The sequence below is a fragment of the Candidatus Planktophila versatilis genome, from assembly GCF_002288265.1.
In the GTDB taxonomy this organism is placed as follows: domain Bacteria; phylum Actinomycetota; class Actinomycetes; order Nanopelagicales; family Nanopelagicaceae; genus Planktophila; species Planktophila versatilis.
Genome location: NZ_CP016778.1, coordinates 551,063 through 576,823 on the forward strand (window position 1 = coordinate 551,063; position 25,761 = coordinate 576,823).

General features: G+C 48.7%; 21 protein-coding genes. 18 read left to right on the top strand and 3 right to left on the bottom strand.

Going from position 1 to position 25,761, the window contains the following annotated elements; genetic code table 11:
* Window positions 1-27 precede the first annotated feature (27 nt).
* From A1sIIB76_RS02815 to A1sIIB76_RS02830, 4 genes are read left to right on the top strand one after another with little or no spacing between them, the layout of a single operon-like run.
* Window positions 28-981, top strand: a complete 954-nt coding sequence (locus A1sIIB76_RS02815) for a branched-chain amino acid ABC transporter permease (RefSeq protein WP_095684639.1) — start codon at window positions 28-30, stop codon at window positions 979-981.
* 2 nt (window positions 982-983) lie between these two features.
* Window positions 984-2,027: a branched-chain amino acid ABC transporter permease gene (locus A1sIIB76_RS02820; protein ID WP_095697358.1), complete on the top strand. Its 1,044-nt coding sequence runs from the start codon at window positions 984-986 to the stop codon at window positions 2,025-2,027.
* A complete protein-coding gene (locus tag A1sIIB76_RS02825; protein ID WP_095684641.1) occupies window positions 2,028-2,804 on the top strand; it encodes an ABC transporter ATP-binding protein in 777 nt (258 codons plus the stop codon).
* Window positions 2,794-3,513 (top strand): ABC transporter ATP-binding protein, encoded by a 720-nt coding sequence (locus A1sIIB76_RS02830; RefSeq protein ID WP_095696977.1) that lies wholly within the window; start codon window positions 2,794-2,796, stop codon window positions 3,511-3,513. The genes A1sIIB76_RS02825 and A1sIIB76_RS02830 overlap by 11 nt, the downstream gene beginning before the upstream one ends.
* Window positions 3,514-3,520: 7 nt before the next feature.
* On the opposite strand, the gene A1sIIB76_RS02835 is transcribed toward A1sIIB76_RS02830, so the two are convergent.
* Complete coding sequence (locus A1sIIB76_RS02835) at window positions 3,521-3,928, bottom strand: PaaI family thioesterase (RefSeq protein WP_095674729.1); 408 nt, start codon at window positions 3,926-3,928, stop codon at window positions 3,521-3,523.
* A 30-nt stretch (window positions 3,929-3,958) separates the two neighbouring features.
* Here A1sIIB76_RS02835 and polA point away from each other — a divergent pair, with 30 nt between their 5' ends.
* The 14 genes from polA to A1sIIB76_RS02905 all read left to right on the top strand — a co-directional run bounded on the left by polA (window position 3,959) and on the right by A1sIIB76_RS02905 (window position 22,160).
* Window positions 3,959-6,568: a DNA polymerase I gene (gene polA / locus A1sIIB76_RS02840; RefSeq protein ID WP_095696978.1), complete on the top strand. Its 2,610-nt coding sequence runs from the start codon at window positions 3,959-3,961 to the stop codon at window positions 6,566-6,568.
* 123 nt (window positions 6,569-6,691) lie between these two features.
* Window positions 6,692-8,026 (top strand): 30S ribosomal protein S1, encoded by a 1,335-nt coding sequence (gene rpsA / locus A1sIIB76_RS02845; RefSeq protein WP_095674731.1) that lies wholly within the window; start codon window positions 6,692-6,694, stop codon window positions 8,024-8,026.
* A 100-nt stretch (window positions 8,027-8,126) separates the two neighbouring features.
* Complete coding sequence (gene coaE / locus A1sIIB76_RS02850; protein WP_095684645.1) at window positions 8,127-8,723, top strand: dephospho-CoA kinase; 597 nt, start codon at window positions 8,127-8,129, stop codon at window positions 8,721-8,723.
* A 4-nt stretch (window positions 8,724-8,727) separates the two neighbouring features.
* Window positions 8,728-10,803 (top strand): excinuclease ABC subunit UvrB, encoded by a 2,076-nt coding sequence (gene uvrB / locus A1sIIB76_RS02855; RefSeq protein WP_095696979.1) that lies wholly within the window; start codon window positions 8,728-8,730, stop codon window positions 10,801-10,803.
* 2 nt (window positions 10,804-10,805) lie between these two features.
* Window positions 10,806-13,667: an excinuclease ABC subunit UvrA gene (uvrA, locus tag A1sIIB76_RS02860; protein ID WP_095697359.1), complete on the top strand. Its 2,862-nt coding sequence runs from the start codon at window positions 10,806-10,808 to the stop codon at window positions 13,665-13,667.
* Window positions 13,667-15,586: an excinuclease ABC subunit UvrC gene (uvrC, locus tag A1sIIB76_RS02865; protein WP_095696980.1), complete on the top strand. Its 1,920-nt coding sequence runs from the start codon at window positions 13,667-13,669 to the stop codon at window positions 15,584-15,586. The genes uvrA and uvrC overlap by 1 nt, the downstream gene beginning before the upstream one ends.
* 15 nt (window positions 15,587-15,601) lie before the next feature.
* The gene (gene rapZ / locus A1sIIB76_RS02870; protein WP_095693580.1) at window positions 15,602-16,468 is read left to right on the top strand and encodes an RNase adapter RapZ; all 867 of its coding nucleotides are present in this window, start codon (window positions 15,602-15,604) and stop codon (window positions 16,466-16,468) included.
* The gene (locus A1sIIB76_RS02875; protein ID WP_095696981.1) at window positions 16,465-17,412 is read left to right on the top strand and encodes a gluconeogenesis factor YvcK family protein; all 948 of its coding nucleotides are present in this window, start codon (window positions 16,465-16,467) and stop codon (window positions 17,410-17,412) included. The genes rapZ and A1sIIB76_RS02875 overlap by 4 nt, the downstream gene beginning before the upstream one ends.
* A gap of 4 nt (window positions 17,413-17,416) precedes the next feature.
* Complete coding sequence (whiA, locus tag A1sIIB76_RS02880; RefSeq protein WP_095674737.1) at window positions 17,417-18,397, top strand: DNA-binding protein WhiA; 981 nt, start codon at window positions 17,417-17,419, stop codon at window positions 18,395-18,397.
* A gap of 144 nt (window positions 18,398-18,541) precedes the next feature.
* On the top strand, window positions 18,542-19,540 hold the full coding sequence (gene gap / locus A1sIIB76_RS02885) for a type I glyceraldehyde-3-phosphate dehydrogenase (RefSeq protein ID WP_095696982.1): 999 nt from the start codon (window positions 18,542-18,544) through the stop codon (window positions 19,538-19,540).
* Window positions 19,540-20,727 (top strand): phosphoglycerate kinase, encoded by a 1,188-nt coding sequence (locus A1sIIB76_RS02890; RefSeq protein ID WP_095696983.1) that lies wholly within the window; start codon window positions 19,540-19,542, stop codon window positions 20,725-20,727. Before gap ends, A1sIIB76_RS02890 begins: the two co-directional genes overlap by 1 nt.
* 24 nt (window positions 20,728-20,751) lie before the next feature.
* The gene (gene tpiA, locus A1sIIB76_RS02895; RefSeq protein ID WP_095696984.1) at window positions 20,752-21,525 is read left to right on the top strand and encodes a triose-phosphate isomerase; all 774 of its coding nucleotides are present in this window, start codon (window positions 20,752-20,754) and stop codon (window positions 21,523-21,525) included.
* 59 nt (window positions 21,526-21,584) lie between these two features.
* Window positions 21,585-21,815, top strand: a complete 231-nt coding sequence (gene secG / locus A1sIIB76_RS02900; RefSeq protein ID WP_095674741.1) for a preprotein translocase subunit SecG — start codon at window positions 21,585-21,587, stop codon at window positions 21,813-21,815.
* 3 nt (window positions 21,816-21,818) lie between these two features.
* Window positions 21,819-22,160 (top strand): RNA polymerase-binding protein RbpA, encoded by a 342-nt coding sequence (locus A1sIIB76_RS02905; RefSeq protein WP_095674742.1) that lies wholly within the window; start codon window positions 21,819-21,821, stop codon window positions 22,158-22,160.
* 9 nt (window positions 22,161-22,169) lie between these two features.
* Here A1sIIB76_RS02905 and A1sIIB76_RS02910 read toward each other — a convergent pair whose 3' ends face one another.
* Window positions 22,170-23,705 (bottom strand): hypothetical protein, encoded by a 1,536-nt coding sequence (locus A1sIIB76_RS02910; RefSeq protein WP_095696985.1) that lies wholly within the window; start codon window positions 23,703-23,705, stop codon window positions 22,170-22,172.
* A complete protein-coding gene (tkt, locus tag A1sIIB76_RS02915; protein WP_095696986.1) occupies window positions 23,706-25,754 on the bottom strand; it encodes a transketolase in 2,049 nt (682 codons plus the stop codon).
* Window positions 25,755-25,761 lie beyond the last annotated feature (7 nt).

A 25,761-nucleotide genomic window follows, 5' to 3' on the forward strand; every position in this document is an offset into this window, starting at 1 on the left:
ATTTCAACACTTATCAGATGGGCTCACATGAATTTTTCAGTTATCGGTAGCCAGTTCTGGTCACTCGCTTTTCAAGGACTAGCACTGGGGCTCATTTATTCCCTTGTCTCACTCGGATACACGATGGTGTACGGAGTTTTGAGACTTATTAATTTTGCAAACTCTGAAGTATTCATGGTCGGAACATTTTCAGTTCTCTATTTACAGATAAATATCCTTGGGGTTCCAATAGGCCAGCCAGCCCTTCATGGCGTCAAATTGATTGCGTATCTTGCGATTTCGCTTATTGGATCAATGATTGTGTGCGCCTTGCTTGCAATTCTGGTCGAGCTCGTGGCTTATCGTCGCCTTCGCGCTCGAGGAGCAAATAGACTTGCTTCTCTGATTTCTGCAATCGGTGTTTCAATTGCATTACTTGAAGGATTTAGCATGCTTACCGGTGCAAGGGGTCAAATTGCACCTCGTTTACTTGATAAGTGGAGCTTCGGTGAAGTTGCGGGCGCCAATTTTAGAATTGATCAAGTTATGGCGATTGTGATGCCAATCTTGATATTCCTCATTCTTGATCGATTTGTCACGAAGTCTCGACTTGGAAAATCTATCCGTGCCGTGTCCATGTCAGAAGAGAATTCGAAGTTGATGGGAATCAATATCAACCAGGTGATTACATTGACTTTCTGTATTGGTGGTCTCACTACTGGTGCCGCAGCATTTCTTTACACGACAGTCTATGAAAACACAGTCTTTAACGTTGGATTTAACATGGGCATAGCTGCATTTACTGCAGCAGTTCTAGGTGGAATTGGAAACCTTCGTGGTGCCTTTTATGGCGGCCTCGCCCTGGGCATGCTCGAACAATTTGCTTCAGCAATTCTTGGTTCGCAGTGGAAGGCAATCACTGTTTTCGTGGTGCTCGTAGTAGTTCTACTATTTAAGCCAAACGGCCTCTTTGGTGAAGCCGTTCAGCAGACGAGGACATGATCATGAGCCGATTAAAGAGTTTCAATCTTCGCGATTTAGGTGCCTCTATCTGGGACGGATGGAACCGTCCGACCCGAACTCTCTTCGTCCTTGCGGTGATTTCACTCGTCTCGCTTCTCCCATTCGCCGCATCTTGGGGACCAACAAGCTTTATGAATACCCCAATTACCTCTTTCCAGAACGTATTGGTTTATCCAGTCGGCATGTTTGTTCTGATGGCCCTTGGTCTCAATATTGTGGTCGGCAAGTCTGGTCTCCTGGATCTTGGGTATATCGCATTCTTTGCAATCGGTGCCTATAGCCAGGCAATACTCTCGACCTTCTTCGGTTGGAGCACGTGGGTAATCCTTCCATTCGGTATCGGCTTCGCCATGATCTCGGGAGTCCTTCTTGGGTTGCCAGCCCTTCGCCTTCGCGGAGATTATTTAGCTATCATCACTCTTGGATTCGGAGAGATTGTCCGAATCGTTGCGCTGAATCTCGAAGTAACTGGCGGACCTAGCGGAATTGCAGGTATTCCTAATCCTCCAGGTTTCTTTGGGCTCAAGTTTGACATCATGCATCCTCAGAATTTTTTCTGGGTCGTTTTTGCGCTTATCCTCTTAACAATCTGGATGATTCGTCGCTTTACGGTGCGTCGTCCAGGGCGTGCCTGGGAAGCGATTCGTCAAGATGAAGATGTTGCAGAGTTGATGGGCGTGAATACCCTTGTTTATAAGCTCTGGTCATTTGTGATTGGTGCAGCAGTCGGTGGAGCGGCAGGCGTAATCTTTGCATCGAAGGTCATGGTGATCTCACCAGATATGTTTAAGTTTGACATATCTATTTTCATTCTTGCTTGTGTCGTATTTGGTGGAATTGGAAATATCTGGGGTGTAGTTCTTGGTGCTTCCGTTCTGGCCTTCTTGCCAGAACGTATTCGATTCTTGGCTGACTCCCGACAGCTTGTCTTTGGTATCGTGCTTGTCTTAATGATGAATTTGCGTCCCGACGGACTCTTGCCTCGCAAGAAGCGAGAAAAAATTTCAGAGAAGAGCTCAAAGTAAATGTCAAAGAAACTCCTTGAACTCAAAAATGTCACCATTAAGTTTGGTGGCGTGACCGCTCTCAATGAGGTCAACTTCCATGTCAACGAAGGTGAAATCTGTGCGCTCATCGGACCAAATGGTGCCGGCAAGACAACAGTTTTTAACGTCGTGACCGGTGTTTATCCGATTACATCTGGAGACATTATCTTCGGCGGCAAGAACCTCAAAGGTTTGAAGCGCCACCAAGTAACAAAGTCAGGCTTGGCACGTACATTCCAAAATGTTCGCCTCTTTGGGGATATGACGGCCCTTGAAAATGTCATTACTGCGACCGACGTTCATAAGAAGACGGGCCTCGTTCGTGCCCTCTTCGGTACACCTCTTAATCGACGTGAGGAAAAAGAGAGCAAGGCGCGTGCACATGAGCTCTTAAAATTCATGGGAATCGATCACCGCGCAGATCAATTAGCCAAGAATCTTCCATACGGAGATCAGCGTCGTCTTGAAATTGCTCGAGCACTCGGCACGGAGCCACAATTGTTACTTCTTGATGAACCAGCTGCGGGATTTAATCCAGCTGAAAAAGTAGCACTTGCTGAGTTGATTAAGAAGATTCGTGATAAGGGATATACCGTGCTTTTGATTGAACACGATATGTCGCTTATCATGGGAATCTCTGATCGTGTTGCAGTGCTGGATTTTGGTCAGAAGATTGCAGATGATCTTCCATCGGTTGTGCAAAATGACCCTCGAGTAATTGAGGCTTACCTGGGAGTGCCTGCAGATGAATCTTGAAATTAAGGACCTTCGAGTTCACTACGGCAAGATTGAGGCGATCAAAGGTGTATCAGTTGTTGTCAATCAAGGTGAGATTGTCACTCTCATCGGCGCTAACGGCGCAGGTAAGACAACAATTCTTAAGACCATCTCTGGTCTTCGTCCAGTTTCCAGCGGAAGCATCACATTTGACGGTGAAGATATCAACAAGATTCCTGCACATAAGCGGGTTGATCTCGGTATCTCGCAAGTTCCTGAAGGTCGCGGAATTTTTCCCGGTATGACAGTTCTTGAAAATCTTGAGATGGGAAAGTTCAACCGCAAGAATCGTAAGGCCGAAATGGATGAAGACCTTGACCGTGTTTACACCTTATTCCCACGTTTAAAAGAGCGTGTATCACAAGCAGGCGGAACTCTTTCAGGTGGCGAACAGCAGATGCTTGCAATGGGTCGTGCTCTCATGGCTCGTCCGAAGGTATTACTCCTTGATGAGCCATCTATGGGGCTAGCACCACAGATGATTGCAAATATCTTCCGCATCATCACAGAGATCAATAAGCAGGGCGTAACAATTCTCCTGGTTGAGCAAAATGCCCAGCAGGCTCTCCAGCGCGCACACCGTGCATACATCCTGGAAACTGGAAATGTCACTAAGGAAGCAAAAGCTGCAGATCTATTAAATGATCCAGCTGTGCGCGAGGCATACCTAGGAACAGGTGCGCACTAGCTCTGAGCTATTTATCTAAAATGAGGCAGGTGATGCGAGCTGTACAGGTTCGCTGACCTGCCTCGTTTGTTATCACGATCTCATAGACACATAACGTGCGGCCCAATGAAATAGGGGTAGCAACTGCTGTGACCCAACCACTTGTTGCAGATTTGTGGTGAGTGGCATTGATATCAACGCCAACAATTTTGCGATCAGGACCAGCATGTAATTGCGTTCCAATAGAGCCAAGTGATTCAGCGAGCACAACATTGGCCCCGCCATGGAGCAATCCGATTGGTTGCGTGTTTCCCTCAACTGGCATCCGAGCAACAAGTCTTTCGGGGGAGACTTCAAGCATCTCGATGCCCATCTTGATATCGAGGGCGCCTTGTCCGCGTTCTTTGATGATTGCTAGGTAATCTGGTTGCGTCATAGTTGATGAGTTTATATCTAAGATGAGCCTATGACCACGAAGAGATTACTTCTTATCGATGGTCATTCCATGGCATACCGCGCTTTTTTTGCTCTCCCAGCCGAGAATTTCACCACTGCCCAGGGCCAGCACACCAATGCGATCTATGGTTTTGCAACGATGCTCATCTCCCTTTTGAAAGATGAGAAGCCCACCCACGTGGCGGTGGCCTTTGATGTCTCTCGCAAGACTTTCCGCACTGAAATATTTCCTGAGTACAAGGCAAATCGAGCAAAGACACCTGATGAATTTAGATCTCAGATGTCATATCTCAATGAATTAGTAAAGGGTTTTGGAATCTCGCAATTCTCACTTGAGGGATTTGAGGCAGATGACCTGATTGCCACAATTACCAAACGTGCTGAGAAAGAGGGCGCGGAGGTTTTGATTTGTACCGGAGACCGTGACAGTTTCCAGTTGGTCACAGCTCAAACAACTGTTCTCTATCCCAAGCGTGGTGTGAGTGAGATGGCGCGCATGACACCCAAATCGGTGCAAGAGAAGTATGGAATGACGCCGGATCAGTATCCGGATTTCGCTGCACTTCGTGGGGATCCCAGCGATAACCTGCCATCAATTCCTGGTGTCGGTGAAAAGACTGCCGCAAAGTGGGTTGTGGAATATGGCTCTCTTACCGAATTACTTTCAAAGGCCGCAACAGTGGGTGGCAAGGTGGGTGAATCACTGCGAGCAAATCTCGATAACGTGGTGCGCAACCGTGAACTCACACAACTTATTCACGATGCACCCATCACCTTTGAAATTGATGCTTTGGCGTGGAAAGGCGTCGATGACTCAAATCTCACTGCTCTTTTTGAGCAGCTGGAGTTTCGTACGCTCAAAGATCGCTTAAAAGCAATCTCAACGACGCCATCAACTGTGAAAGATACGCAGAAGAGCAAGAGTGCTGATTCGGCGCCCTCACTCTTTGGGGCTGAAGTTACTTCCGAGATTCTTTCGGCCAAAGAGGCCGATGCAAAGATTGCCTCACATACAGGTCCAATTGCGATTGCGTGCGAGTTAGTAGATGACCAACTTCAAAGATATGCCGTAGCTCTTTCTAAAAGTTCAGCTTTTCTTGTTGATTCACTTGAGATGGGTTCATGGGCAAGTGATGCGAAGGTAGAAAAAATTGCCCATGATGGCAAAGCCGTTGCGCGCCAAGGAGTTCTCACTGGCGTTGTTTTTGACACCTCACTGGCTGCATATCTGGTTAACCCTGGCGTGCGCGCACAAGAAGTTTCAGATCTACTTGAACGTTGGGGAGATGGGAGCCAACTTGATGAGTCTTCGGCAGAACAACTCTTATTGACTACGGCATGTGCACTCTTTGGCCTTCGTGATTCACTGACCGCAGAGCTAGAAAACCGTGGTTTAACTAAGTTATATAACGAACTCGAACTCCCGATTGCGGATTTACTGGCAATTATGGAGAACCGGGGGATAGCAGTAGATAAGAAGGAGCTTCAAACTCTGGCGGCCTTCTTTGATGCCGAGGTCGCGCGCGAGACCAAGAATGCTCATGAGGCTGCGGGGCATGAATTTAATGTTGCTTCCCCTAAGCAATTACAGGTTGTTCTCTTCGATGAGCTTGGTTTGCCTAAGACTAAGAAGATAAAGACCGGATTTACTACCGATGCTGATGCGCTCTCATGGTTATTTGAAAAGACATCACATCCTGTCTTGGCGGCCCTCTTGCGCATTCGCGAGACGAAGAAGTTGGCAACCACAATTGAAGGACTTGTTGTTGAAATAAAGAAGGATAAGAGAATTCACACTCACTTTGCGCAGACTGTAGCGGCAACTGGGCGCTTATCTTCAGTAGCTCCAAATCTGCAAAATATTCCGGTGCGCACCGAAGAAGGTCGCAAGATTAGAAACTGCTTTATTGCAGGCAGTGGTTATGACGCACTTCTGACAGCTGACTACAGTCAGATTGAAATGCGAATTATGGCTCACTTATCAAATGATGAGCACTTACTTGCAGCCTTTGAATCCGGTGAAGATCTACATGCAACTGTTGCCGCTGAAGTATTTGGCGTAAAGGCAAGTGATGTCGATCCTGAAATGCGCCGGCAAATCAAGGCGATGTCATATGGGCTTGCCTACGGATTGAGTTCTTATGGGTTAGCTGTTCAATTAGATCTCACTCCACCTGCCGCCCAAGATTTGATGGATCGATACTTCGAACGTTTTGGTGGAATTCGCGATTACTTAAAGACTGTTGTCGATGATGCACGCAAGGTGGGTTACACCGAGACAGTCATGGGGCGGCGCAGATACTTGCCCGATTTGCTTCACGATAATCGTCAACGTCGAGAGGTAGCAGAGCGCATGGCTCTCAATGCCCCGATTCAAGGATCAGCAGCTGACATCATTAAGCAGGCAATGCTTAATGTGCAGCAGGCGTTAGTCGCCGGTGATTACAAATCTCGGCTCTTGTTGCAGGTTCACGATGAATTGATCCTGGAAGTAGTAAAGAGTGAAGTTGATAAAGTCTCTGAACTTGTCCGCACGCAGATGGGAAGCGCCTTTCCACTAAAGGCGCCACTAGATGTCTCAGTGGGAATCGGTGCTAGTTGGAATGAAGCGGCTCATTAGCGATTTATCTGAATAACAGGCCCTGGTTGCCCATATTTTGAGGCTGGGATTTGCTACTCAATCACCTTCGCACGTATTCTTGCGCAGTCCTATCCCTACTACTTTCTATCCCTACGGAGCACCTTGACTACTCAAATTGCAATAAATGACATTGGTTCAGCGGAAGATTTCTTAGCCGCAATTGAAGGAACAATCAGAAATTTCAGCGACGGAGATCTCGTCGAAGGTACAGTTGTACAAATTGATCGCGAAGAAGTACTCCTTGATGTCGGCTACAAGACAGAAGGCGTAATTCCAGCACGCGAACTTTCAATCCGCCACGATGCAGATCCAAATGACATCGTTAAGGTCGGAGATCGAGTAGAAGCTCTTGTATTGCAGAAGGAAGATAAAGAAGGCCGCCTGATCCTTTCCAAGAAGCGTGCTCAGTACGAGCGTGCTTGGGGAGATATCGAAGGCAAGAAAGAGCGCGACGAAGTTGTCGTGGGAACTGTTATTGAAGTTGTTAAGGGTGGACTCATCGTCGACATCGGATTGCGTGGCTTCTTGCCAGCATCACTTGTTGAAATGCGTCGCGTTCGTGACCTCACTCCTTACATCGGTAAGCAAGTTGAGTGTCGCATCATCGAACTCGATAAGAATCGCAACAACGTAGTTCTTTCACGTCGCGCATTCCTTGAGCAGACACAGTCACAATCACGTACTGAATTCCTGAACCAGCTCCAAAAGGGCCAGGTTCGCACAGGTGTTGTCTCATCAATCGTTAACTTCGGTGCATTCGTTGACCTTGGTGGCGTTGATGGTCTTGTTCACGTCTCTGAGCTCTCATGGAAGCACATTGATCACCCAGGTGAAGTTGTTGAAGTTGGCGACGAGGTAACTGTTGAAGTTCTCGAAGTTGATTTCGAGCGTGAGCGTGTCTCACTCTCACTTAAGGCGACACAAGAAGATCCGTGGCAGGCATTTGCTCGCACCCACACAATCAACACTGTTGTGCCGGGCGTCGTAACAAAGCTTGTTCCATTCGGTGCATTCATTCGTGTCCACGAAGGCATTGAAGGCCTCGTTCACATCTCAGAGTTGGCAGAACGCCACGTTGAGATTCCAGAGCAGGTTGTTGCCGTAGATGACGAACTATTCGTGAAGATCATCGATATCGATCTTGAGCGTCGTCGCATCTCACTCTCACTTAAGCAAGCAAATGAAGGCCAAGAAGTAGAGATCGAAGCATTTGATCCAACTCAATACGGAATGTCTGCTCGTTATGACGCAGAAGGTAACTTCATCTACCCAGAAGGATTCGATGCTGATACCCAAGAGTGGAAGCCAGGCTTTGACTCACAGCGCGAGGAGTGGGAGCGTCAATACGCTGTTGCTCAAGAGCGCTTCCTTGCACACAAGAAGCAGAAGGCAGAAGCAAAGGTTGCTGAAGAAGCAGCTGTAGTCGCCGCCGAATAAGTCTTAAAGAAAGAAAGACTCATACGGGTCGCGGGGTGTTACTTAACCTCGCACACCCCGCATGGGTCTCTTTTTTCATCCTCAGAGATAGGCTAGCTCCATGTTAGTTGTTGCACTCACTGGTGGCATTGGTGCAGGAAAGTCCACTGTGGCGCAATGCTTTGCCGAACTTGGGGCGCTAGTAATCGACGCGGATCAACTCGCTCGTATGGTCATTGAAAGAGGAACCGATGGTTTTGCCGAAGTCTTACTTCGTTTCGGAGATGAGGTAATCCTTAATGGTGATATTGACCGCAAAAAACTTGCCGAGATTGTTTTCAGCGATCCGTCAGCACGAGCAGATCTAGAGGCAATTATTCATCCGCGGGTTCAGGCGATCTTTGCCGAAGCGGTGGCAGACCTAGATCACGATGACATCCTGATTTATGAAATTCCATTATTGGCAGAAACAAATGCGGCTGAGAAGTTTGACTATGTCATTACCGTTGAATCAGATTTAGAGCTACGCAAGGAACGCTTGCTTAAACGAGGACTCTATATTTCACAGATCGAGAAGCGGATTGCAGCCCAGGCATCACCTGAATCTCGAGAAGCTCTCGCTGATACTGTTTTTTACAACAACTCTGATGAAGATTCGCTCCTGCGCCAGGTTGAAAATCTCTGGGAGAGCGTTCTTCTGCCGCAGTCGCTAGGCTAAGAGTGTGCGCCCAGTAACTGATCTCCAGCGGAAAGTCGCGCCCTTTCAGGTCATCAGTGATTACATTCCAGCAGGGGATCAACCAGCAGCAATCGAGGAGATCGCAAAGCGGATTAATAATGGCGCTCAGGATGTTGTTCTCTTGGGTGCTACCGGAACTGGAAAGTCGGCGACCACGGCTTGGTTGATTGAACGTTTACAACGTCCCACGCTTGTTCTTGCGCCCAATAAAACTTTGGCAGCCCAGTTGGCCAATGAATTTAGAGAACTTCTGCCTAATAATGCGGTTGAGTACTTCGTTTCATACTATGACTACTACCAACCTGAAGCCTATGTTCCACAGACTGACACCTTTATTGAGAAGGATTCAAGTGTTAATGATGAGGTGGAGCGACTTCGTCACTCAGCTACAAACTCACTTCTTACCCGCCGCGATGTCATTGTGGTTGCAACAGTTTCATGTATCTATGGGCTTGGAACGCCGCAGGAATACATCGACCGGATGATTCGCCTGAAGGTGGGCGATGAAATCGAACGTAATGCGCTACTACGTAAGTTTGTCGATGTTCAATATAAGCGAAACGATATGGCCTTTGAGCGAGGCACCTTCCGGGTTCGAGGTGACACCGTAGAGATAATTCCGATGTATGAAGAGTTGGCTGTGCGTATTGAAATGTTCGGGGATGAGATTGAGAAGATTATGACGCTCAATCCACTCACCGGTGAGATTGTCCATGATGAAACTGAAATCTATATCTTCCCAGCAACCCACTATGCCGCCGGTCCGGAGACGATGAAACGCGCTATGGGCGAGATTCAAGATGAACTTCAGGTGCAGCTCAATCTCTTTACCAAGCAAGGTAAGTTACTTGAAGAACAGCGCCTTCGCATGCGTACTACTTTTGATCTAGAGATGATGGAGCAACTGGGTTTCTGTTCTGGCATTGAAAATTACTCACGTCATCTAGATGGTCGCGAAGCTGGATCTGCGCCCAACTGTCTCCTTGATTACTTCCCAGAAGATTTCCTCGTTGTTATTGATGAAAGTCACGTGACCGTTCCACAAATTGGTGCGATGTTTGAAGGCGATGCATCACGTAAACGAACCTTGGTGGAACACGGATTTAGATTGCCCAGTGCCCTTGATAACCGACCACTTAAGTGGCCGGAGTTTCTGGAACGCACAGGGCAGAAGGTTTATCTCTCTGCGACTCCCGGAAAGTATGAGATGGAGAAGGTCGGAGGAGATGTCGTTGAACAGGTGATTAGACCGACCGGGTTGGTTGATCCACAAATCATTATCAAGCCCATTAAGGGGCAGATTGATGACTTGCTACACGAAATCAATATTCGGGCAGAGAAGAATGAGCGCGTATTAGTTACTACTCTGACTAAGAAGATGTCAGAAGACCTCACAGATTATTTGCAAGAGCGCGGAGTGCGAGTTCGTTATCTTCACTCTGAGGTGGATACCTTGCGCCGTGTTGAATTACTACGTGAGCTTCGCATGGGTGAATACGACGTACTTATCGGAATCAACCTCTTGCGCGAAGGACTCGATTTACCGGAAGTTTCACTTGTCGCAATTCTTGATGCTGACAAAGAAGGTTTCTTGCGTTCTGCAACTTCACTGATTCAAACAATTGGGCGCGCCGCTCGAAATGTTTCGGGTGAAGTTCATATGTATGCCGACAATATGACCGCGGCCATGACCAAAGCTATTGATGAGACTAATAGACGAAGAGCGAAGCAGGTTGCCTATAACCTCGAGCGTGGGGTTGATCCGCAGCCGCTACGTAAGAAGATTAGCGATATCACTGACCTCATCGCCCAAGAAAGTGATGACACAGATGACATCATGGCTGGAATCAAGGGTAAGAAATCTTCAGCGGCCCTGCCATTCTTATCGAAATCAACGGATTCCATGCCGCGCCAAGAACTCATTGCATTGATAGGCTCCCTCACCGAGCAGATGCGTGGCGCAGCCGATCAACTTCAATTCGAACTTGCTGCTCGCCTGCGTGATGAGTTAAAAGAACTGAAGCGTGAACTTCGTGGAATGGATGAGGCTGGTACGTGAGCATCGATAAGTTAGTCGTACGTGGTGCGCGCGAGCATAACCTCAAGGATGTTTCCATTGAACTTCCACGCGATGCACTCATTGTCTTTACCGGCCTTTCAGGCTCGGGTAAATCAAGCCTTGCCTTCGACACTATCTTTGCTGAAGGTCAGCGTCGTTATGTCGAATCTCTTTCCGCCTATGCCAGACAATTCTTAGGTCAGATGGATAAGCCTGATGTCGATTTCATTGAAGGCTTATCTCCGGCAGTTTCTATCGATCAGAAATCAACGAATCGAAATCCACGCTCAACGGTGGGAACAATTACCGAGGTCTATGACTACTTCCGACTGCTCTTTGCACGTGCTGGTCGCCCGCACTGCCCAGAGTGTGGCAAGGCAGTTTCCCGACAGAGCCCGCAACAAATCGTGGATCAAATCCTCATCATGCCGCCAACAACTAAGTTCCAAGTATTGGCACCAGTCATCCGCGAACGTAAAGGTGAGTTTGTCGATCTCTTTGCAGAGTTAGTTACGCAGGGCTACTCCCGTGCTCGAGTTGATGGAGAAATCATCCAACTCACCGAAGTGCCAAAGCTTAAAAAGCAGGAGAAGCACACCATTGAAGTTGTTATCGACCGCCTGACAGCTAAAGCTGAGAGTAAATCTCGCCTGACTGATTCGATTGAGACTGCCCTCAAACTCGGCAATGGCTTAGTACTTCTTGATTTTGTTGATGCCAAGAGTGGCGAGAAGGAACATACCTATAGCGAGCACTTAGCTTGCCATAATTGCAATCTCTCTTTTGAAGAGCTTGAACCGCGCTCTTTCTCATTTAACTCCCCATTCGGAGCGTGTGAAGAATGTTCGGGAATCGGAACTAAGTTAGAGGTGGATGAAGAGCTCATCATCCCTGATGACTCAATCTCCATAAATGAAGGTGCTATTGCACCCTGGGCTGGGGCGGAGTACTTCCTGCGTTTGCTGGAAGCGCTAGCTCTGGAACTGAAATTCTCACTCGATAATCCCTGGAAAAAGCTTTCAGTGAAAGTCAAAGAAGCGATTATGAATGGCTTTGATTACGAAGTTCATGTGAAGTATAAGAATCGTTATGGCCGCGTTCGTAATTATTCAACTGGCTTTGAGGGTGTCATTCCATTCATTCATCGTCGTCATGGTGAGACCGATAGTGATTACAGCCGCGATAAATACGAGGCATATATGCGCGAGACGCCATGTCCTGCTTGTAAGGGTGCGCGCTTGAAGCCAGAGGTACTTGCGGTCACACTGGGTGGAAAATCAATTGCCGAAGTATGCGCACTTTCTATCGATGATTGCGCAACCTTTCTCAAGCAAGTGACCCTCAATAAGCGAGAAGCACAAATTGCTGAGCGCGTTATGAAGGAAGTTCATGCCCGGCTAGGTTTCTTACTTGATGTGGGCCTTGATTACTTGTCACTGGATCGCCCGGCAGCAACGCTTTCTGGCGGTGAAGCCCAACGTATTCGTCTTGCAACCCAGATTGGTTCCGGACTTGTCGGAGTTCTCTATGTCTTAGATGAGCCATCCATCGGACTTCATCAACGTGATAACCGCAGACTAATTGAGACCCTAACTCGACTACGCGACCTTGGAAATACTCTGATCGTCGTTGAGCATGATGAAGAGACCATCCGTACTGCAGATTGGGTCGTTGATATTGGACCTGGTGCTGGTGAACATGGTGGGCGAGTTGTTGTTTCTGGTTCCTACGAAGAACTGATTGCATCGAAGGAATCAATCACCGGTGCTTATCTATCGGGGCGCAAATCAATTGAGATTCCAAAGACGCGTCGCGCAGTCGATCCAAAACGTCAATTGGTGATTAAGGGCGCGAAGGAGAATAACCTCAAAGATGTCGAGGTTAGTATTCCGTTGGGACTCTTCGTCTCAGTGACCGGAGTATCAGGTTCTGGTAAATCAACGCTGGTTAACGACATTCTCTACACAACCCTGGCAAATAAACTCAATGGTGCACGTCTAGTTCCAGGTCGTCACCGCACAATTACCGGCATCGATCAACTAGATAAAGTTGTGCATGTTGATCAATCACCTATTGGGCGTACCCCGCGTTCTAACCCAGCGACATATACGGGCGTCTTCGATAAAGTTCGCGCCCTCTTTGCCGAAACTACTGAAGCTAAGGTGCGCGGATACCAGCAGGGTCGCTTCTCCTTTAACGTCAAGGGTGGACGGTGTGAGAATTGTTCTGGAGATGGCACCATCACTATTGAGATGAATTTCTTACCTGATGTTTATGTTCCGTGCGAGGTCTGTCATGGAGCTCGATATAACCGGGAAACTCTTGAGGTTCACTACAAGGGCAAGACTATTGCCGAAGTTTTAGATATGCCGATTGAGATTGCGCACGCTTTCTTTGAATCCGTTCCTACCATCGCGCGCTACCTCAAGACCTTATGTGATGTGGGCCTTGGCTATGTGCGTCTAGGTCAATCAGCTCCCACTCTTTCAGGTGGTGAAGCCCAGCGTGTGAAGCTTGCGACCGAGCTACAACGCAGATCAACAGGACGCACCATCTATGTCTTAGATGAACCAACGACAGGACTGCACTTTGAGGATGTCAATAAACTGCTCGGTGTTCTTAAGCGCCTGGTGGAAAGTGGAAACACTGTAATTGTGATCGAGCACAATCTCGATGTTATCAAGTCTTCAGATTGGGTCATTGATATGGGCCCAGAAGGTGGCTTCCGCGGCGGAACCGTCGTTGCCGAAGGTGCTCCAGAAGATGTGGCGAAGGTGAAAGCTAGTTACACCGGGCAATACCTCGCTGAAGTTCTGGCAACTAATCGCGCGATCGTTAAGAAAAGCCCAGCGAAGAAGAAATAATGGCGGAACCTTCCAGTTATCGCCCACGCGAGATTCCTGAAGAGCCAGGGGTATATCGCTTCTATAACGCTGATGGCAAAGTCATTTATGTGGGTAAGGCGAAAAATCTAAAGAATCGATTGACAACCTATTTCGGTTCCAATCTTGCGCAGAAGACCTATCGCATGGTGCATGAAGCGGTGCGTGTGGACTGGACCATTGTTGCAACCGAGCTAGAAGCGTTGGCGCTGGAGTTTTCCTGGATCAAGCAGTATCACCCGACGTATAACGTGCAATTTAAAGACGATAAGTCTTATCCATATCTGGCTATTTCAATGGCTGATGAATTTCCACGGATTTTCATTACCCGCAAAGAAAAGCGACCTGGACTTAAATACTTTGGTCCTTATACAAATGCCTGGGCGCTGCGTAATACCTATGAAGTGCTCCTTAAAGTCTTTCCGGTTCGCTCCTGCAGTGCTGGAAACTTCCAGCGTGCACAGCGAACAAAGCGGCAATGTTTGCTTGGAGATATTGGTAAATGTGCCGCCCCTTGCGTTGGCTGGGTAACACCGCAGGAACATAGAGAGATTGCGGAGAAGCTCGATTCATTTATGGAAAAAGGGATGGAGAACTTGCTGCCAACCTTACGTACGGAGATGGAATCGGCGTCTGTGTCAGAAGAGTTTGAACGAGCTGCACGTCTGCGAGACCAGATTGAATCTTTTGAGAAAGCGCAGCGCTCAACACAAGGCAATCTCTCTGATGACCTCGATGGTGATTTCATCTCAATCCATGAAGAAGGACTTCATGCTGCTGGTTCAATCTTCATGGTTAGGCGCGGTTCTATTAAAGGTTCGCGTTCCTGGATAGTGGATCAGGAGAAAGCACTCGAAGGAGATGATCAGATTGCCTCCCTGTTCTTCTCAATCTATAGCCAGAGCGCACCAACGGATATTCCACATGAGATTTTTCTTAACCAAGAGCCGGTAGATCGCACTGCACTAGAAGACTGGCTCTCTTCCATCCGAGGTGCCCGGGTTGCAATTAAAGTTCCACAGCGTGGTGAGAAGGTGGAGCTACTGCAAACGGTAGAGCGCAATGCTCATTACGCACTTGTTCAGTATTTAAGTAAGCGCGCAACAGATGCTGCAGTATCTGGTAAGGCGCTGCTTGAACTTGAGGAAGAGCTACAGCTTTCGCGCACCCCGCTACGTATTGAGTGCTATGACATCTCCAATATTTCAGGAACTACAGTTGTTGCATCTATGGTCGTCTTTGAAGATGGCCTAGCAAAGAAGAGCGAATATCGCCGCTTCATTATTGATACCGATACGGCACAGGATGACACTCGAGCCATGCACCAAGTGATTACCCGTCGAATGAAGAGGTTATTGGCAGATAGAGATGTCAATAAGAGCGAGGTTGCTGAAACTGGTGGCAAGCTGAGCAAGTTTGCCTATCCACCACAGCTAATCGTTGTTGATGGCGGCGCCCCGCAAGTTGCTGCAGCTGCGCGCGCACTTGATGAAATAGGAATGACAGATGTTGCCTTATGTGGGTTAGCAAAGAGACTGGAAGAAGTCTGGATGCCAGGGGATAAAGATCCTTTGATTCTGCCGCGAACAAGTGAAGGCATGTATTTACTACAGCGCATTCGAGATGAAGCTCATCGATTCGCAATCACATTCCATCGCAGTCGTCGTTCGAAGGTAATGCTGGAATCTCTCCTCGATGAGATTCCACAACTGGGAGAAACACGAAGAGCCGCGCTCCTTGACCGTTTTGGTTCAGTTACTGCGATGCGCAAAGCCAGTGCCAATGATTTAGCTGCAACACCCGGAATTGGAGCCACCATTGCCGCAATTATCTATAGCCATCTGCAATCGCTATCAATTCCAGCGGTGGATATGAATACTGGCGAGATACTTGACAGCTAGGGGAGAATACGAAGCATGAGCACAAAAGAGCTTCTAGTTCTCACCGGAATGTCTGGCGCCGGGCGATCCACAGTTGCCCACGCGCTAGAAGATCTCGGCTGGTATGTCGTTGATAATTTACCGCCAGCACTCGTTCCTCAGTTGGCAGAGCAAGCCCACGACACACACGCATCGTTAGCCGTTGTCGTCGATGTTCGCGGCGGAAAGTTCTTCGATGAACTCAGTAGCGCACTTGATACCTTAAAAAAGTCGAGCGTTCCTTATCGATTGCTCTTTCTAGATGCCACAGACCAAGCACTTGTGCAGAGATTTGAATCAACGCGCAGACCACACCCGCTACAAGGGAAAGATCGCATCGTTGACGGAATTGCGCGTGAGCGAGCAAAACTGGAAGAGATACGAGCTGGCGCAGATGTTGTTATTGATACATCTAACCTGAACGTGCACCAATTAGAAAAGCGTACGAGTGAGATATTTGCTGCCGGAATGCTTCCCAGTATTCGCATCAACGTGCTCTCTTTTGGATATAAGTATGGAATACCGGTAGATGCCGATTTGGTATTGGATTGCAGATTCATTCCCAACCCGCATTGGATTCCAGAACTCAGACCAATGAATGGCCTAGATGCACCGGTCTCAGAAAAGGTTCTTTCGAGTGAGGGCGTTGCAGAATTTGTGTCGAGTTATGTTTCGGTCGTGCGACAGATGATTCCGGGATATTTTCGAGAAGGAAAGAAGTATGTGACGATTGCAATTGGTTGCACCGGAGGTAAACATCGCTCGGTTGCCATTGCAGAAGAAATTGCCAAGCAGTTGATTACCGTCTCCTCTGATCTTGAGATATCAGCGCACGCAACACATCGCGATGTAGGGCGGGAATGATTTCACAGAAAAAAGTTGTCGCACTCGGTGGTGGTCATGGATTAGCTGCAACCCTGACAGCGCTACGACAATTCACAACTGAGATCACTGCGATAGTTACCGTTGCCGATAACGGTGGATCCAGTGGAAGGTTGCGGGAAGAATTTTCCATCATGCCACCTGGAGATCTGAGAATGGCTCTGGCTGCGCTATGTAGTGATGATGAGTGGGGTCGTAGTTGGGCGCAAATCATGCAATATCGCTTCACCAGCACGGGTGAACTTAACGGCCATGCTGTGGGAAATCTTCTCCTGGCAGCGCTCTGGGATCGCGATGAAGATACCGTTGCTGGTCTTGATCGGGTGGGCGCACTATTGAAAGTTATTGGTCGCGTGCTACCGATGGCGGCGCAAGCACTAGATATTGAAGCAACCTTTGAAGACGCTAGCGGCACACATATTGTCCGCGGACAGGCAGAGGTCGCAACAACTAACGGACGATTGAAATCACTTCGCATCATTCCGGAAAATCCAGATGCGCGCGCAGAATCAATTACAGCAATTGCCGATGCGCAGTGGATCACGATGGGCCCAGGCTCCTGGTTTTCAAGCGTTATTCCGCATTTACTTGTGCCCGCGCAGCGAGCAGCGCTGGTGGCTTCACCTGCCAAGAAGATTCTCTTACTCAATCTGGATTCCACCGACAAATCTGCGGGGGAGTACGCCGGGTATTCACCACTAGATCATTTGATGATTCTCAATGAATATGCACCGGATTTAGTATTTGATGTCGTTGTAGTAGATGCCTCATCTTCGGGGGCCGAAGAATTACAGCGCCATCTTTCAACTACAGGTTCAGAGTTTATTGCGGCCGATTTGCGCAGCAAAAGCTCGCCTTTGCATCATGATGTCAATAAATTGGGTCAGCTTTTCGCACACATAGATGCAGAAATACTGGTTGGATAACCCCATGGCAATGACCGCTGCAGTCAAAGACGAGCTCAGTCGTCTTTCGGTAACCAAGCCTTGTTGCCGAAAGGCCGAAGTCTCATCGCTACTTCGTTTTGCAGGTGGGCTTCATATCGCCGCTGGCAAGGTAGTTATTGAAGTCGAGCTCGACACATCCCAGAGTGCTAGACGGCTGAAGAAAGATATCGCCGACATCTACGGTCACGATAGTGATTTGGCAGTTCTTTCGTCCAGTGGCCTACGTAAAGGTTCACGTTACGTAGTTCGTGTTATTGAATCAGGTGATGCTCTTGCTCGCCAAACAGGTTTGATTGATGCCAACGGTCGCCCGGTGCGCGGACTTCCACCACAAGTGGTTGCCGCAAATGTCTGTGATGCCGAAGCAGCATGGCGTGGTGCCTTTATCGCTCATGGTTCGCTCACCGAACCTGGTCGCTCCTCATCACTTGAAATTACCTGTCCCGGACCAGAGGCAGCACTTGCCCTTGTTGGCGCAGCTCGCCGCCTGAATATCGTGGCCAAAGCTCGAGAAGTGCGCGGAGTCGATCGTGTTGTTATTCGAGATGGCGATGCCATCGGCGTTTTACTTACTCGCTTAGGTGCGCATGAAAGTGTGCTCGCTTGGGAAGAAAGGCGTATGCGCCGGGAAGTTCGCGCTACCGCAAACAGACTTGCAAACTTTGATGATGCCAATCTGCGGCGCTCTGCGCGCGCGGCCGTTGCGGCAGCAGCTCGTGTGCAACGCGCGATGGAGATACTTGGAAGTGAAATACCAGATCACCTTAAAGAAGCTGGTGAACTACGCATTTCACATGGACAGGCAAGCTTGGAAGAACTTGGATCACTTGCAACACCACCTATGACCAAGGATGCAATTGCTGGGCGTATTCGTCGGTTGCTGGCCATGGCCGATAAACGTGCCGGTGAATTAGGTATCCCGGACACCGAGGCTGGATTATCACCTGACTTATTGGGTGAATAACAGGTTAAAGATGCGCGGTTGCGTGCACGCAACCGGGGAGTAGCAGCTAGAGCACTGGTAGAGTGCGCACTAAGCCCCCAGCGTTGTGGCGTTAAAAACAGCCACCTTTATCTGGGGCAATAAACAATGTAAAAGAGGTTTCACATGATTAATGTCGGAATTAATGGTTTTGGACGCATTGGACGTAACTTTTTCCGTGCCGCACTCACCAACCCAAATATCAATATCGTAGGTATTAATGACCTGACTGATAATGCAACACTGGCACATCTACTCAAATATGACTCAATCTTGGGACGCCTTGGTCTTGATGTCACATATACCGATGACAGCATGACCGTGGGCGGAAAAACATTCGCCGTATTTGCAGATCGTGACCCAGCAAATCTTCCATGGGCTTCGGTTAAGGCAGATATCGTTATTGAATCAACCGGCCACTTCACCAAGGCAGCAGATGCCAAGAAGCACATCACAGCCGGTGCTAAGAAGGTAATTATCTCAGCGCCAGCTTCAGATGAAGACATCACCATCGTGATGGGTGTGAACCATGATAAGTATGACCCAGCTAGCCATCATGTGATTTCAAATGCATCCTGCACAACAAACTGCCTAGCTCCGATGGCTAAAGTTCTTCACGATAACTGGGGAATTGTTAAGGGTTTGATGACCACTATTCACGCCTATACCAATGACCAGGTAATCCTTGATTTCCCTCATAAGGATCTCCGTCGTTCCCGCGCAGCTGCCACAAATATGATTCCTACATCTACTGGCGCAGCAAAAGCGATCTCGCTCGTTCTGCCAGAGCTCAAGGGCAAGCTCGATGGATATGCGATGCGCGTTCCAGTTCCAACAGGGTCAGCTACCGACCTCACAGTTGAACTCGCAAAAGAGGCGAGCGTTGCCGAGATTAATGCTGCGATGAAGGCAGCTTCTAATGGAGCACTCAAGGGATTTCTTTCATACACTGAAGATCCAATCGTCTCTTCAGATATCGTCACCGATCCATCTTCTTGTATCTTCGATTCCGGCCTGACTAAGGTAATCGGAAATCAAGTCAAAGTTGTTGGTTGGTATGACAACGAATGGGGTTACTCAAACCGACTAGTTGACCTAGTGGGATATGTTGGTAAATCTCTCTAATGACTTCATTGGTCGATCTAGATGTGGCAGGTAAGCGGGTATTTCTCCGGTGTGATCTCAACGTTCCTTTAAAGGAATCAAAGATCACAGATGACGGTCGTATCCGCGCATCGCTACCAACAATTAACGCACTCCTTGCAAAAGGCGCGAGCATTGTTATCGCAGCACATCTAGGTCGCCCCAAGGGTGAAGTAAAACCAGAACTTTCACTAGCTCCAGTAGCGGTGCGTTTAGCTGAATTGCTTGGAAAACCGGTGCAATTTATCCCGGCAATTACGGGAGCCGATGTCACAGCAAAGGCGCAATCCCTTGCACCCGGAGAGATTTTGCTTCTGGAAAACATTCGCTTCGCATCAGCTGAGACATCTAAAGATGAGAGCGAACGTTTAGCTTTGGCCACAGAGCTAGCGAAGTTAGCTGATATCTATGTGGGCGATGGCTTTGGCGCTGTGCACCGTAAACATGCTTCGGTATTTGATCTTCCTAAGTTGATGCCTCATGCAGCAGGAACCTTGGTATCTGCCGAAGTTGAAGTGTTGAAAAAACTCACCGTTGATCCGGTGCGTCCTTATGGAGTTGTCCTTGGTGGGTCGAAGGTTTCCGACAAGATAGGTGTGATTGCTAACCTACTTGGAAAGGTAGACGTAATGGCCATTGGCGGAGGAATGCTCTTTACCTTCTTAGCTGCGCAAGGCAAGGAAATTGGAACTTCACTCGTTGAAGTAGATCTGATTGATACCGTCAAAGGGTTGATTAAGCAGGCCGAAGACTCTGGAGTTAAGTTATTAATCCCCACAGATATCGTTATCGCTCCCACATTTTCAGCCGATGCAACACCGACGTTAGTCAGCTCGGATGCGATTCCGAATAATCAGATGGGACTTGATATCGGTCCGGAGTCAGCTGCTGCATTCGCAGCGGCGATTAAGAATTGCAAAACAGTTTTTTGGAATGGTCCGATGGGCGTCTTTGAATTTCCTAAATTTGCAGCCGGAACCAAAGTCATCGCACAAGCGCTGACTGAAGTCTCTGGAATTTCAGTAGTTGGTGGTGGCGATTCCGCGGCGGCAGTTCGAGCACTTGGATTCGAAGATTCCCAATTTGGCTATATCTCAACAGGCGGCGGAGCATCACTTGAATACCTTGAAGGTAAAGAGCTCCCTGGTCTGACCGCACTTGATCTGTAGCATTCGACACCAAAGGAGAACCAAATGCGTAAACCGTTAATGGCGGGCAACTGGAAGATGAACCTCAATCACCTTGAGGCGATTGCAGTTGCTCAAAAACTCGTCTACTCACTTGCCGATAAAGATTACGACGAAGTCGATGTTGCAATTATTCCTCCCTTTACCGATATCCGGTCCATTCAGACCATGGTCGATGGTGATCGTCTTCGTCTGCAATATGGCGCGCAAGATCTCTCGCCGGAAGCATCTGGTGCTTTCACCGGTGATATCTCTGGCTCGATGCTCGCAAAATTAGGCTGCACCTTTGTTGTGATTGGTCACTCCGAACGACGCGCCATCCATCATGAAGATGATGCACTTATTAATCGTAAAATCAGGGCGGCACTTACCCATGAGCTCACGCCAATCTTCTGTGTCGGCGAAGATCTACCAGTGCGCGAATCAGGTGCTCACGTTTCACATGTCATCCGCCAAGTGCGGGCAGGTCTAGAGGGATTTCATAAACCAGAGCTAAAGAAAATTGTGATTGCCTATGAACCAGTATGGGCAATTGGAACTGGCAAGAGTGCCACACCAGAAGATGCACAAGAAGTATGTGCGGCTATCCGGGAAGAGATTGAGCAGATAGGTTCGTCAGAGATTGCTGCAAATATGAGAATCCTCTACGGCGGTTCAGTGAAATCTTCCAACATTGCAGAGATCATGAAGCAGGCCGATGTCGATGGCGCCCTCATTGGGGGAGCAAGCCTTGACCCAGAAGAGCTGGCAAAGATTGCCAAGTTCCACGCCCAGGCGTGATTCAAGAGTTTCCCATTCATTCGGGTATCCTGTTCCCCTACCTCTAGAGGAGTTTCACCGTGGCTTTAGCGCTTTCAATCTTTCTCGTCATCACCAGTTTCTTGATGATTCTCTTGGTTTTACTCCATAAGGGCAAAGGATCAGGACTCTCTGATCTCTTCGGCGGCGGAATCTCTTCTAACTACGGAGGATCTTCTGTAGTTGAAAAAAATCTTGATCGCATCACCATTGTCGTTGGTGGCCTCTGGTTCGCCGGTGTCGTAGCTCTCTCTCTTGTTTTGAAAGGTTAATTCATGGCAAGTGCAATTCGCGGCAGTCGTGTCGGTGCTGGCCCAATGGGCGAGGCCGAGCGCGGAGATCAGATTGAACGCGCCACCGTTTCGTATTGGTGTGCAAATGCCCATGAGGTAAGACCTTCTTTTGCAGTTGAAGAGACGGTCGTCATTCCGGACCAATGGGATTGCCCTAAGTGCGGCCTTCCGGCAGGTCGCGATAAAGCGAATCCACCATCAGCGGTTGTCAATGTTCCTTATAAGACTCACCTTGCTTATGTGAAGGAAAGACGCACAGATAAAGAAGGCGAAAAGATTCTTGAAGATGCCTTGCGCAAACTTCGCGGCGACGATATCGAATAAAGATTTAGATTAAAGATTTTTCGCAGCTGCGAGAATCTGATCAATACCCACTTTGCGGTTCTGCAGATGCAGACGTAAGAGTGGGTATTTTCTTGCCGCAAGTGCGCGGTTATCACCTATCGCTTGCGCCATCAATAGCGTGCGCAGCGAAAACTCTTTACCTGGAATTTGGTAGTCAGTATGTGTCTCACCGGTAATCTGTAAGAAGGAACCATTTTGCTGTCCACCTTTATGAAACTGTCCCGTGGAGTGCAGGAATCGTGGACCCCAGCCAAAAGATGTTGGTCGTCCTGATTTGGATGCCAGAATTGATCGCAGCTCTGCAATCTTCTTATCATCTCGGCGATCTAGGTAGGCCATGATCGCGATGTAGCCACCTTCTTTTACATCTTCGATAAAAGTTGCCAGCGCATCTGTGAGTGATTGGCCTTCCCCAAAGATTTCAACACCGGCATCTACTTGCCGAGGCTTTAGCTCTGGAAGTTCGTTCTTCCATTCTGCTAAACAGGCAGATGTCTGTTCTTTAGCTTCGGTGACATTGGGTTGGTTGAAGGGATCAATTTTAAGAGCGAGGCCGAGGAGTGCTGTGACCCATTCCCAGAAAATAAAGTGAGCACCGAGTGCGCCTTCGACAACTAAATCAGTTTCGTTGCCGCAATAGCTCACTGTGAAAGCACCGCCGATTGCAGCGTTAGTAGTGTTTTCTGTGACTATCGGCAGGCGCCCGACTGAGTTCTTCCCAGTTGATTCTGCAATCAGTTGCTCAATCCAATCTGATAAGCCAGGCATATCTGATTGCGCATCAGTGAAGCCGATGTATTGCTCACTTTGAGTCGCCAAGAGATAAGCGGTATCGAGTACTGGTTGGGCTTCCGCGAGGAAAGACTCCTTTTCAATACGAGATTCTTCAAGGAGTGATTTCACGGGTGAACCAGATAGCGCAGAAGGTGCCAGTCCGAAGGCGCCAAGCACACTAAATCTTCCACCGACCTGAGGGTCGGCATTGAGAACTGTGAAGCCTTGCGCGCGCGCATCAACATCTAGGGGAGAGCCAGGGTCAGTCACAAAAAGGAAATGGTCGACGGGCTTTAGTCCAGCGTCTTCAAACTTCTGCGCTAAGAGAGCGCGTTGTGAAGCTGTTTCAATTGTGGAACCAGATTTAGAACTCACAATCACCAGTGTCTTACTCAAATCACCGTTGAGTGCGTGCACGGCATAGTTCGGATCAGTTGAGTCGAAGATAAAAACATCATTTTTGTAAGTCTGAGCGATGACCTCAGGGCCAAGTGAAGAGCCTCCCATTCCGCAGAGAATGATGCGGGAGAGTGAGGAGAATTTCTGAGCTAGAGCATCTAGCTGGGGGAGTAAGGCGGCGGAAGTTGTTGGTAAATCAACCCAGTTCAAACGAATGGCAGCTTCTGCGGCGGCAGCTGCGCCCCATGTGTTTGCATCCTTCGCCGCAATCTTTACATGCGCTTTCGCTAAAGATTTATAGAGTTCAGATTGGCGATCGACCTTGGAAAGTGCGCGCCCAGATAACTTCATCTAGCCCAGTGCCTTCTTGACCGTACTGACAATTGCATCGGGTGTAAAACCAAATTCGGTAAAGAGCTTATTGCCCGAAGCTGATGCACCGAAGTGGTCGAGCGAGATAATCACACCGCTATCACCAACGTATTCACGCCAACCTTGAGCTATTCCTGCCTCAATACTCACGCGCAATGATTTCATTGGCAGTACAGATTCTCGATATGCAGGGGTCTGCTCGTTAAACCATTCCAGGCAGGGCGCACTCACAACGCGAGTGGAGTGCCCATCCTTTTCCAAAGCGAGCTGAACATCGAGTGCGATGCCGACCTCTGAGCCGGTTGCGATGATGACAATCTTTGGTGCAGAAGAGGCTTCCTTCAAAATATAGGCGCCCAGATCGACCCCGGTTGCGGCGCCATGGGTCGTGCGATCAACTGTACGTAAATTTTGACGAGACAGGAGGATGCCGGCGGGCTCTTGTCGTGTGAGGATTGAGCGCCACGCTTGGGTAACTTCATTAGCATCTGCCGGACGAATGACGGCAAAGTTTGGAATAGCGCGCAGCGCTGCAAAATGTTCTATCGGTTGATGTGTAGGGCCATCTTCGCCTAAGCCAATCGAATCATGTGTCCAGATAAATGTGCTGGGAATATCCATGAGAGCTGCCAGGCGCACAGCAGGTCTCATATAGTCGCTAAAGACTGCAAATGTTCCACCGAAGGAACGAGTAAGACCATGCAGAGTTATTCCGTTAAGGATGGAGCCCATCGCATGCTCGCGAATACCGAAGTGAATAATGCGACCATAAGGGTCGGCGTTCTTCATCGCACTTGTTGCTGGCAAGAATGAATTTCCACCTTCAATAGTGGTGTTATTACTATCTGCTAAGTCTGCAGATCCGCCCCAGAATTCAGGAAGCACCTTTGCAATGGCGTTGATGACTTGTCCGGAAGCGGCGCGAGTGGCAACTTCTTTTCCACTTTCAAAGACAGGAAGATCCTTATCCCAGCCTTTCGGCAGTTCTTTTGTGACAAGGCGGGCAAGCAGTTCTGCGCGTGCTGGATGGGCTGACTTCCACTCAGTGAATTTCTTACTCCACATGGCATGCGCTGCTGCGCCGCGATCTTTCACAGCGCGAACATGGGCAAAAACTTCTGCCGGCATTGCAAACCTTTCTTCTGGATTAAGCCCCAACTCAACCTTAGTTGCGGCAATCTCTTCATCTCCAAGAGCTGAACCGTGAGACTTGGCAGTGCCACGCAACTTAGGGGCAGGCCAGGCGATAACAGAGTGCATGCGAATCAGAGATGGCTTGGCAGTGTTGCTCTTCGCAGCAATCATCGCCTTATCTAGTGCACCGAGATTAATGTTGCCATCAGGTAGTGCAGAGACTTCGTGCACGTCCCAGCCATATGCGCGATAGCGCGCAGCAACATCTTCGGTAAAGGCAACGTGGGTATCGCCTTCAATTGAGATGCGATTATCATCATAAATAATATTGAGATTACCGAGTGCTTGCGTTCCGGCAAGTGAGGATGCTTCACCTGATACACCTTCTTGTAGATCACCATCAGAACAGATAACCCAGATGGAGTGATCAAAGAGAGATTGGCCAGCAGGTGCTTCAGGGTCCAGAAGTCCACGTTCATAGCGCGCAGCCATGGCAAAGCCGACAGCGGTTGCAACTCCAGCGCCGAGTGGACCGGTTGTCATTTCAACTCCCACCGTGTGGCCGTATTCCGGATGTCCTGGTGTCAATGAATCAAAAGTTCTAAATGACTGCATATCTTGCATCTCAAGCCCGTAGCCGCTGAAGAAGAGTTGGGTGTAAAGCGTTAGTGATGAATGACCGCAAGAGAGAATGAAGCGATCGCGGCCTAACCAATGCGGGTTGGCCGGATCATGCACGAGATGTCGTTGAAATAAGTTATATGCCACTGGCGCGAGTGCCATCGCGGTTCCGGGATGGCCATTTCCGACTTTTTGTACCGCATCCATCGCGAGGGCGCGAGCATATGCAACCGCGCGATCATCGAGTTCGGTCCAACCAGCTATCTGTGTCATCTCTCTT

What these genes read in the sequence shown, in the direction of transcription:
- A1sIIB76_RS02905 (WP_095674742.1), top strand. Translation starts at nt 21,819, where the DNA reads ATGGCAAGTGCAATTCGCGGCAGTCGTGTCGGTGCTGGCCCAATGGGC.
- tpiA (WP_095696984.1), top strand. Translation starts at nt 20,752, where the DNA reads ATGCGTAAACCGTTAATGGCGGGCAACTGGAAGATGAACCTCAATCAC.
- coaE (WP_095684645.1), top strand. Translation starts at nt 8,127, where the DNA reads ATGTTAGTTGTTGCACTCACTGGTGGCATTGGTGCAGGAAAGTCCACT.
- gap (WP_095696982.1), top strand. Translation starts at nt 18,542, where the DNA reads ATGATTAATGTCGGAATTAATGGTTTTGGACGCATTGGACGTAACTTT.
- A1sIIB76_RS02875 (WP_095696981.1), top strand. Translation starts at nt 16,465, where the DNA reads ATGATTTCACAGAAAAAAGTTGTCGCACTCGGTGGTGGTCATGGATTA.
- whiA (WP_095674737.1), top strand. Translation starts at nt 17,417, where the DNA reads ATGGCAATGACCGCTGCAGTCAAAGACGAGCTCAGTCGTCTTTCGGTA.
- A1sIIB76_RS02830 (WP_095696977.1), top strand. Translation starts at nt 2,794, where the DNA reads ATGAATCTTGAAATTAAGGACCTTCGAGTTCACTACGGCAAGATTGAG.
- A1sIIB76_RS02815 (WP_095684639.1), top strand. Translation starts at nt 28, where the DNA reads ATGAATTTTTCAGTTATCGGTAGCCAGTTCTGGTCACTCGCTTTTCAA.
- A1sIIB76_RS02820 (WP_095697358.1), top strand. Translation starts at nt 984, where the DNA reads ATGAGCCGATTAAAGAGTTTCAATCTTCGCGATTTAGGTGCCTCTATC.
- polA (WP_095696978.1), top strand. Translation starts at nt 3,959, where the DNA reads ATGACCACGAAGAGATTACTTCTTATCGATGGTCATTCCATGGCATAC.
- uvrC (WP_095696980.1), top strand. Translation starts at nt 13,667, where the DNA reads ATGGCGGAACCTTCCAGTTATCGCCCACGCGAGATTCCTGAAGAGCCA.
- tkt (WP_095696986.1), bottom strand. Translation starts at nt 25,754, where the DNA reads ATGACACAGATAGCTGGTTGGACCGAACTCGATGATCGCGCGGTTGCA.
- A1sIIB76_RS02825 (WP_095684641.1), top strand. Translation starts at nt 2,028, where the DNA reads ATGTCAAAGAAACTCCTTGAACTCAAAAATGTCACCATTAAGTTTGGT.
- A1sIIB76_RS02835 (WP_095674729.1), bottom strand. Translation starts at nt 3,928, where the DNA reads ATGACGCAACCAGATTACCTAGCAATCATCAAAGAACGCGGACAAGGC.
- A1sIIB76_RS02910 (WP_095696985.1), bottom strand. Translation starts at nt 23,705, where the DNA reads ATGAAGTTATCTGGGCGCGCACTTTCCAAGGTCGATCGCCAATCTGAA.
- A1sIIB76_RS02890 (WP_095696983.1), top strand. Translation starts at nt 19,540, where the DNA reads ATGACTTCATTGGTCGATCTAGATGTGGCAGGTAAGCGGGTATTTCTC.
- rapZ (WP_095693580.1), top strand. Translation starts at nt 15,602, where the DNA reads ATGAGCACAAAAGAGCTTCTAGTTCTCACCGGAATGTCTGGCGCCGGG.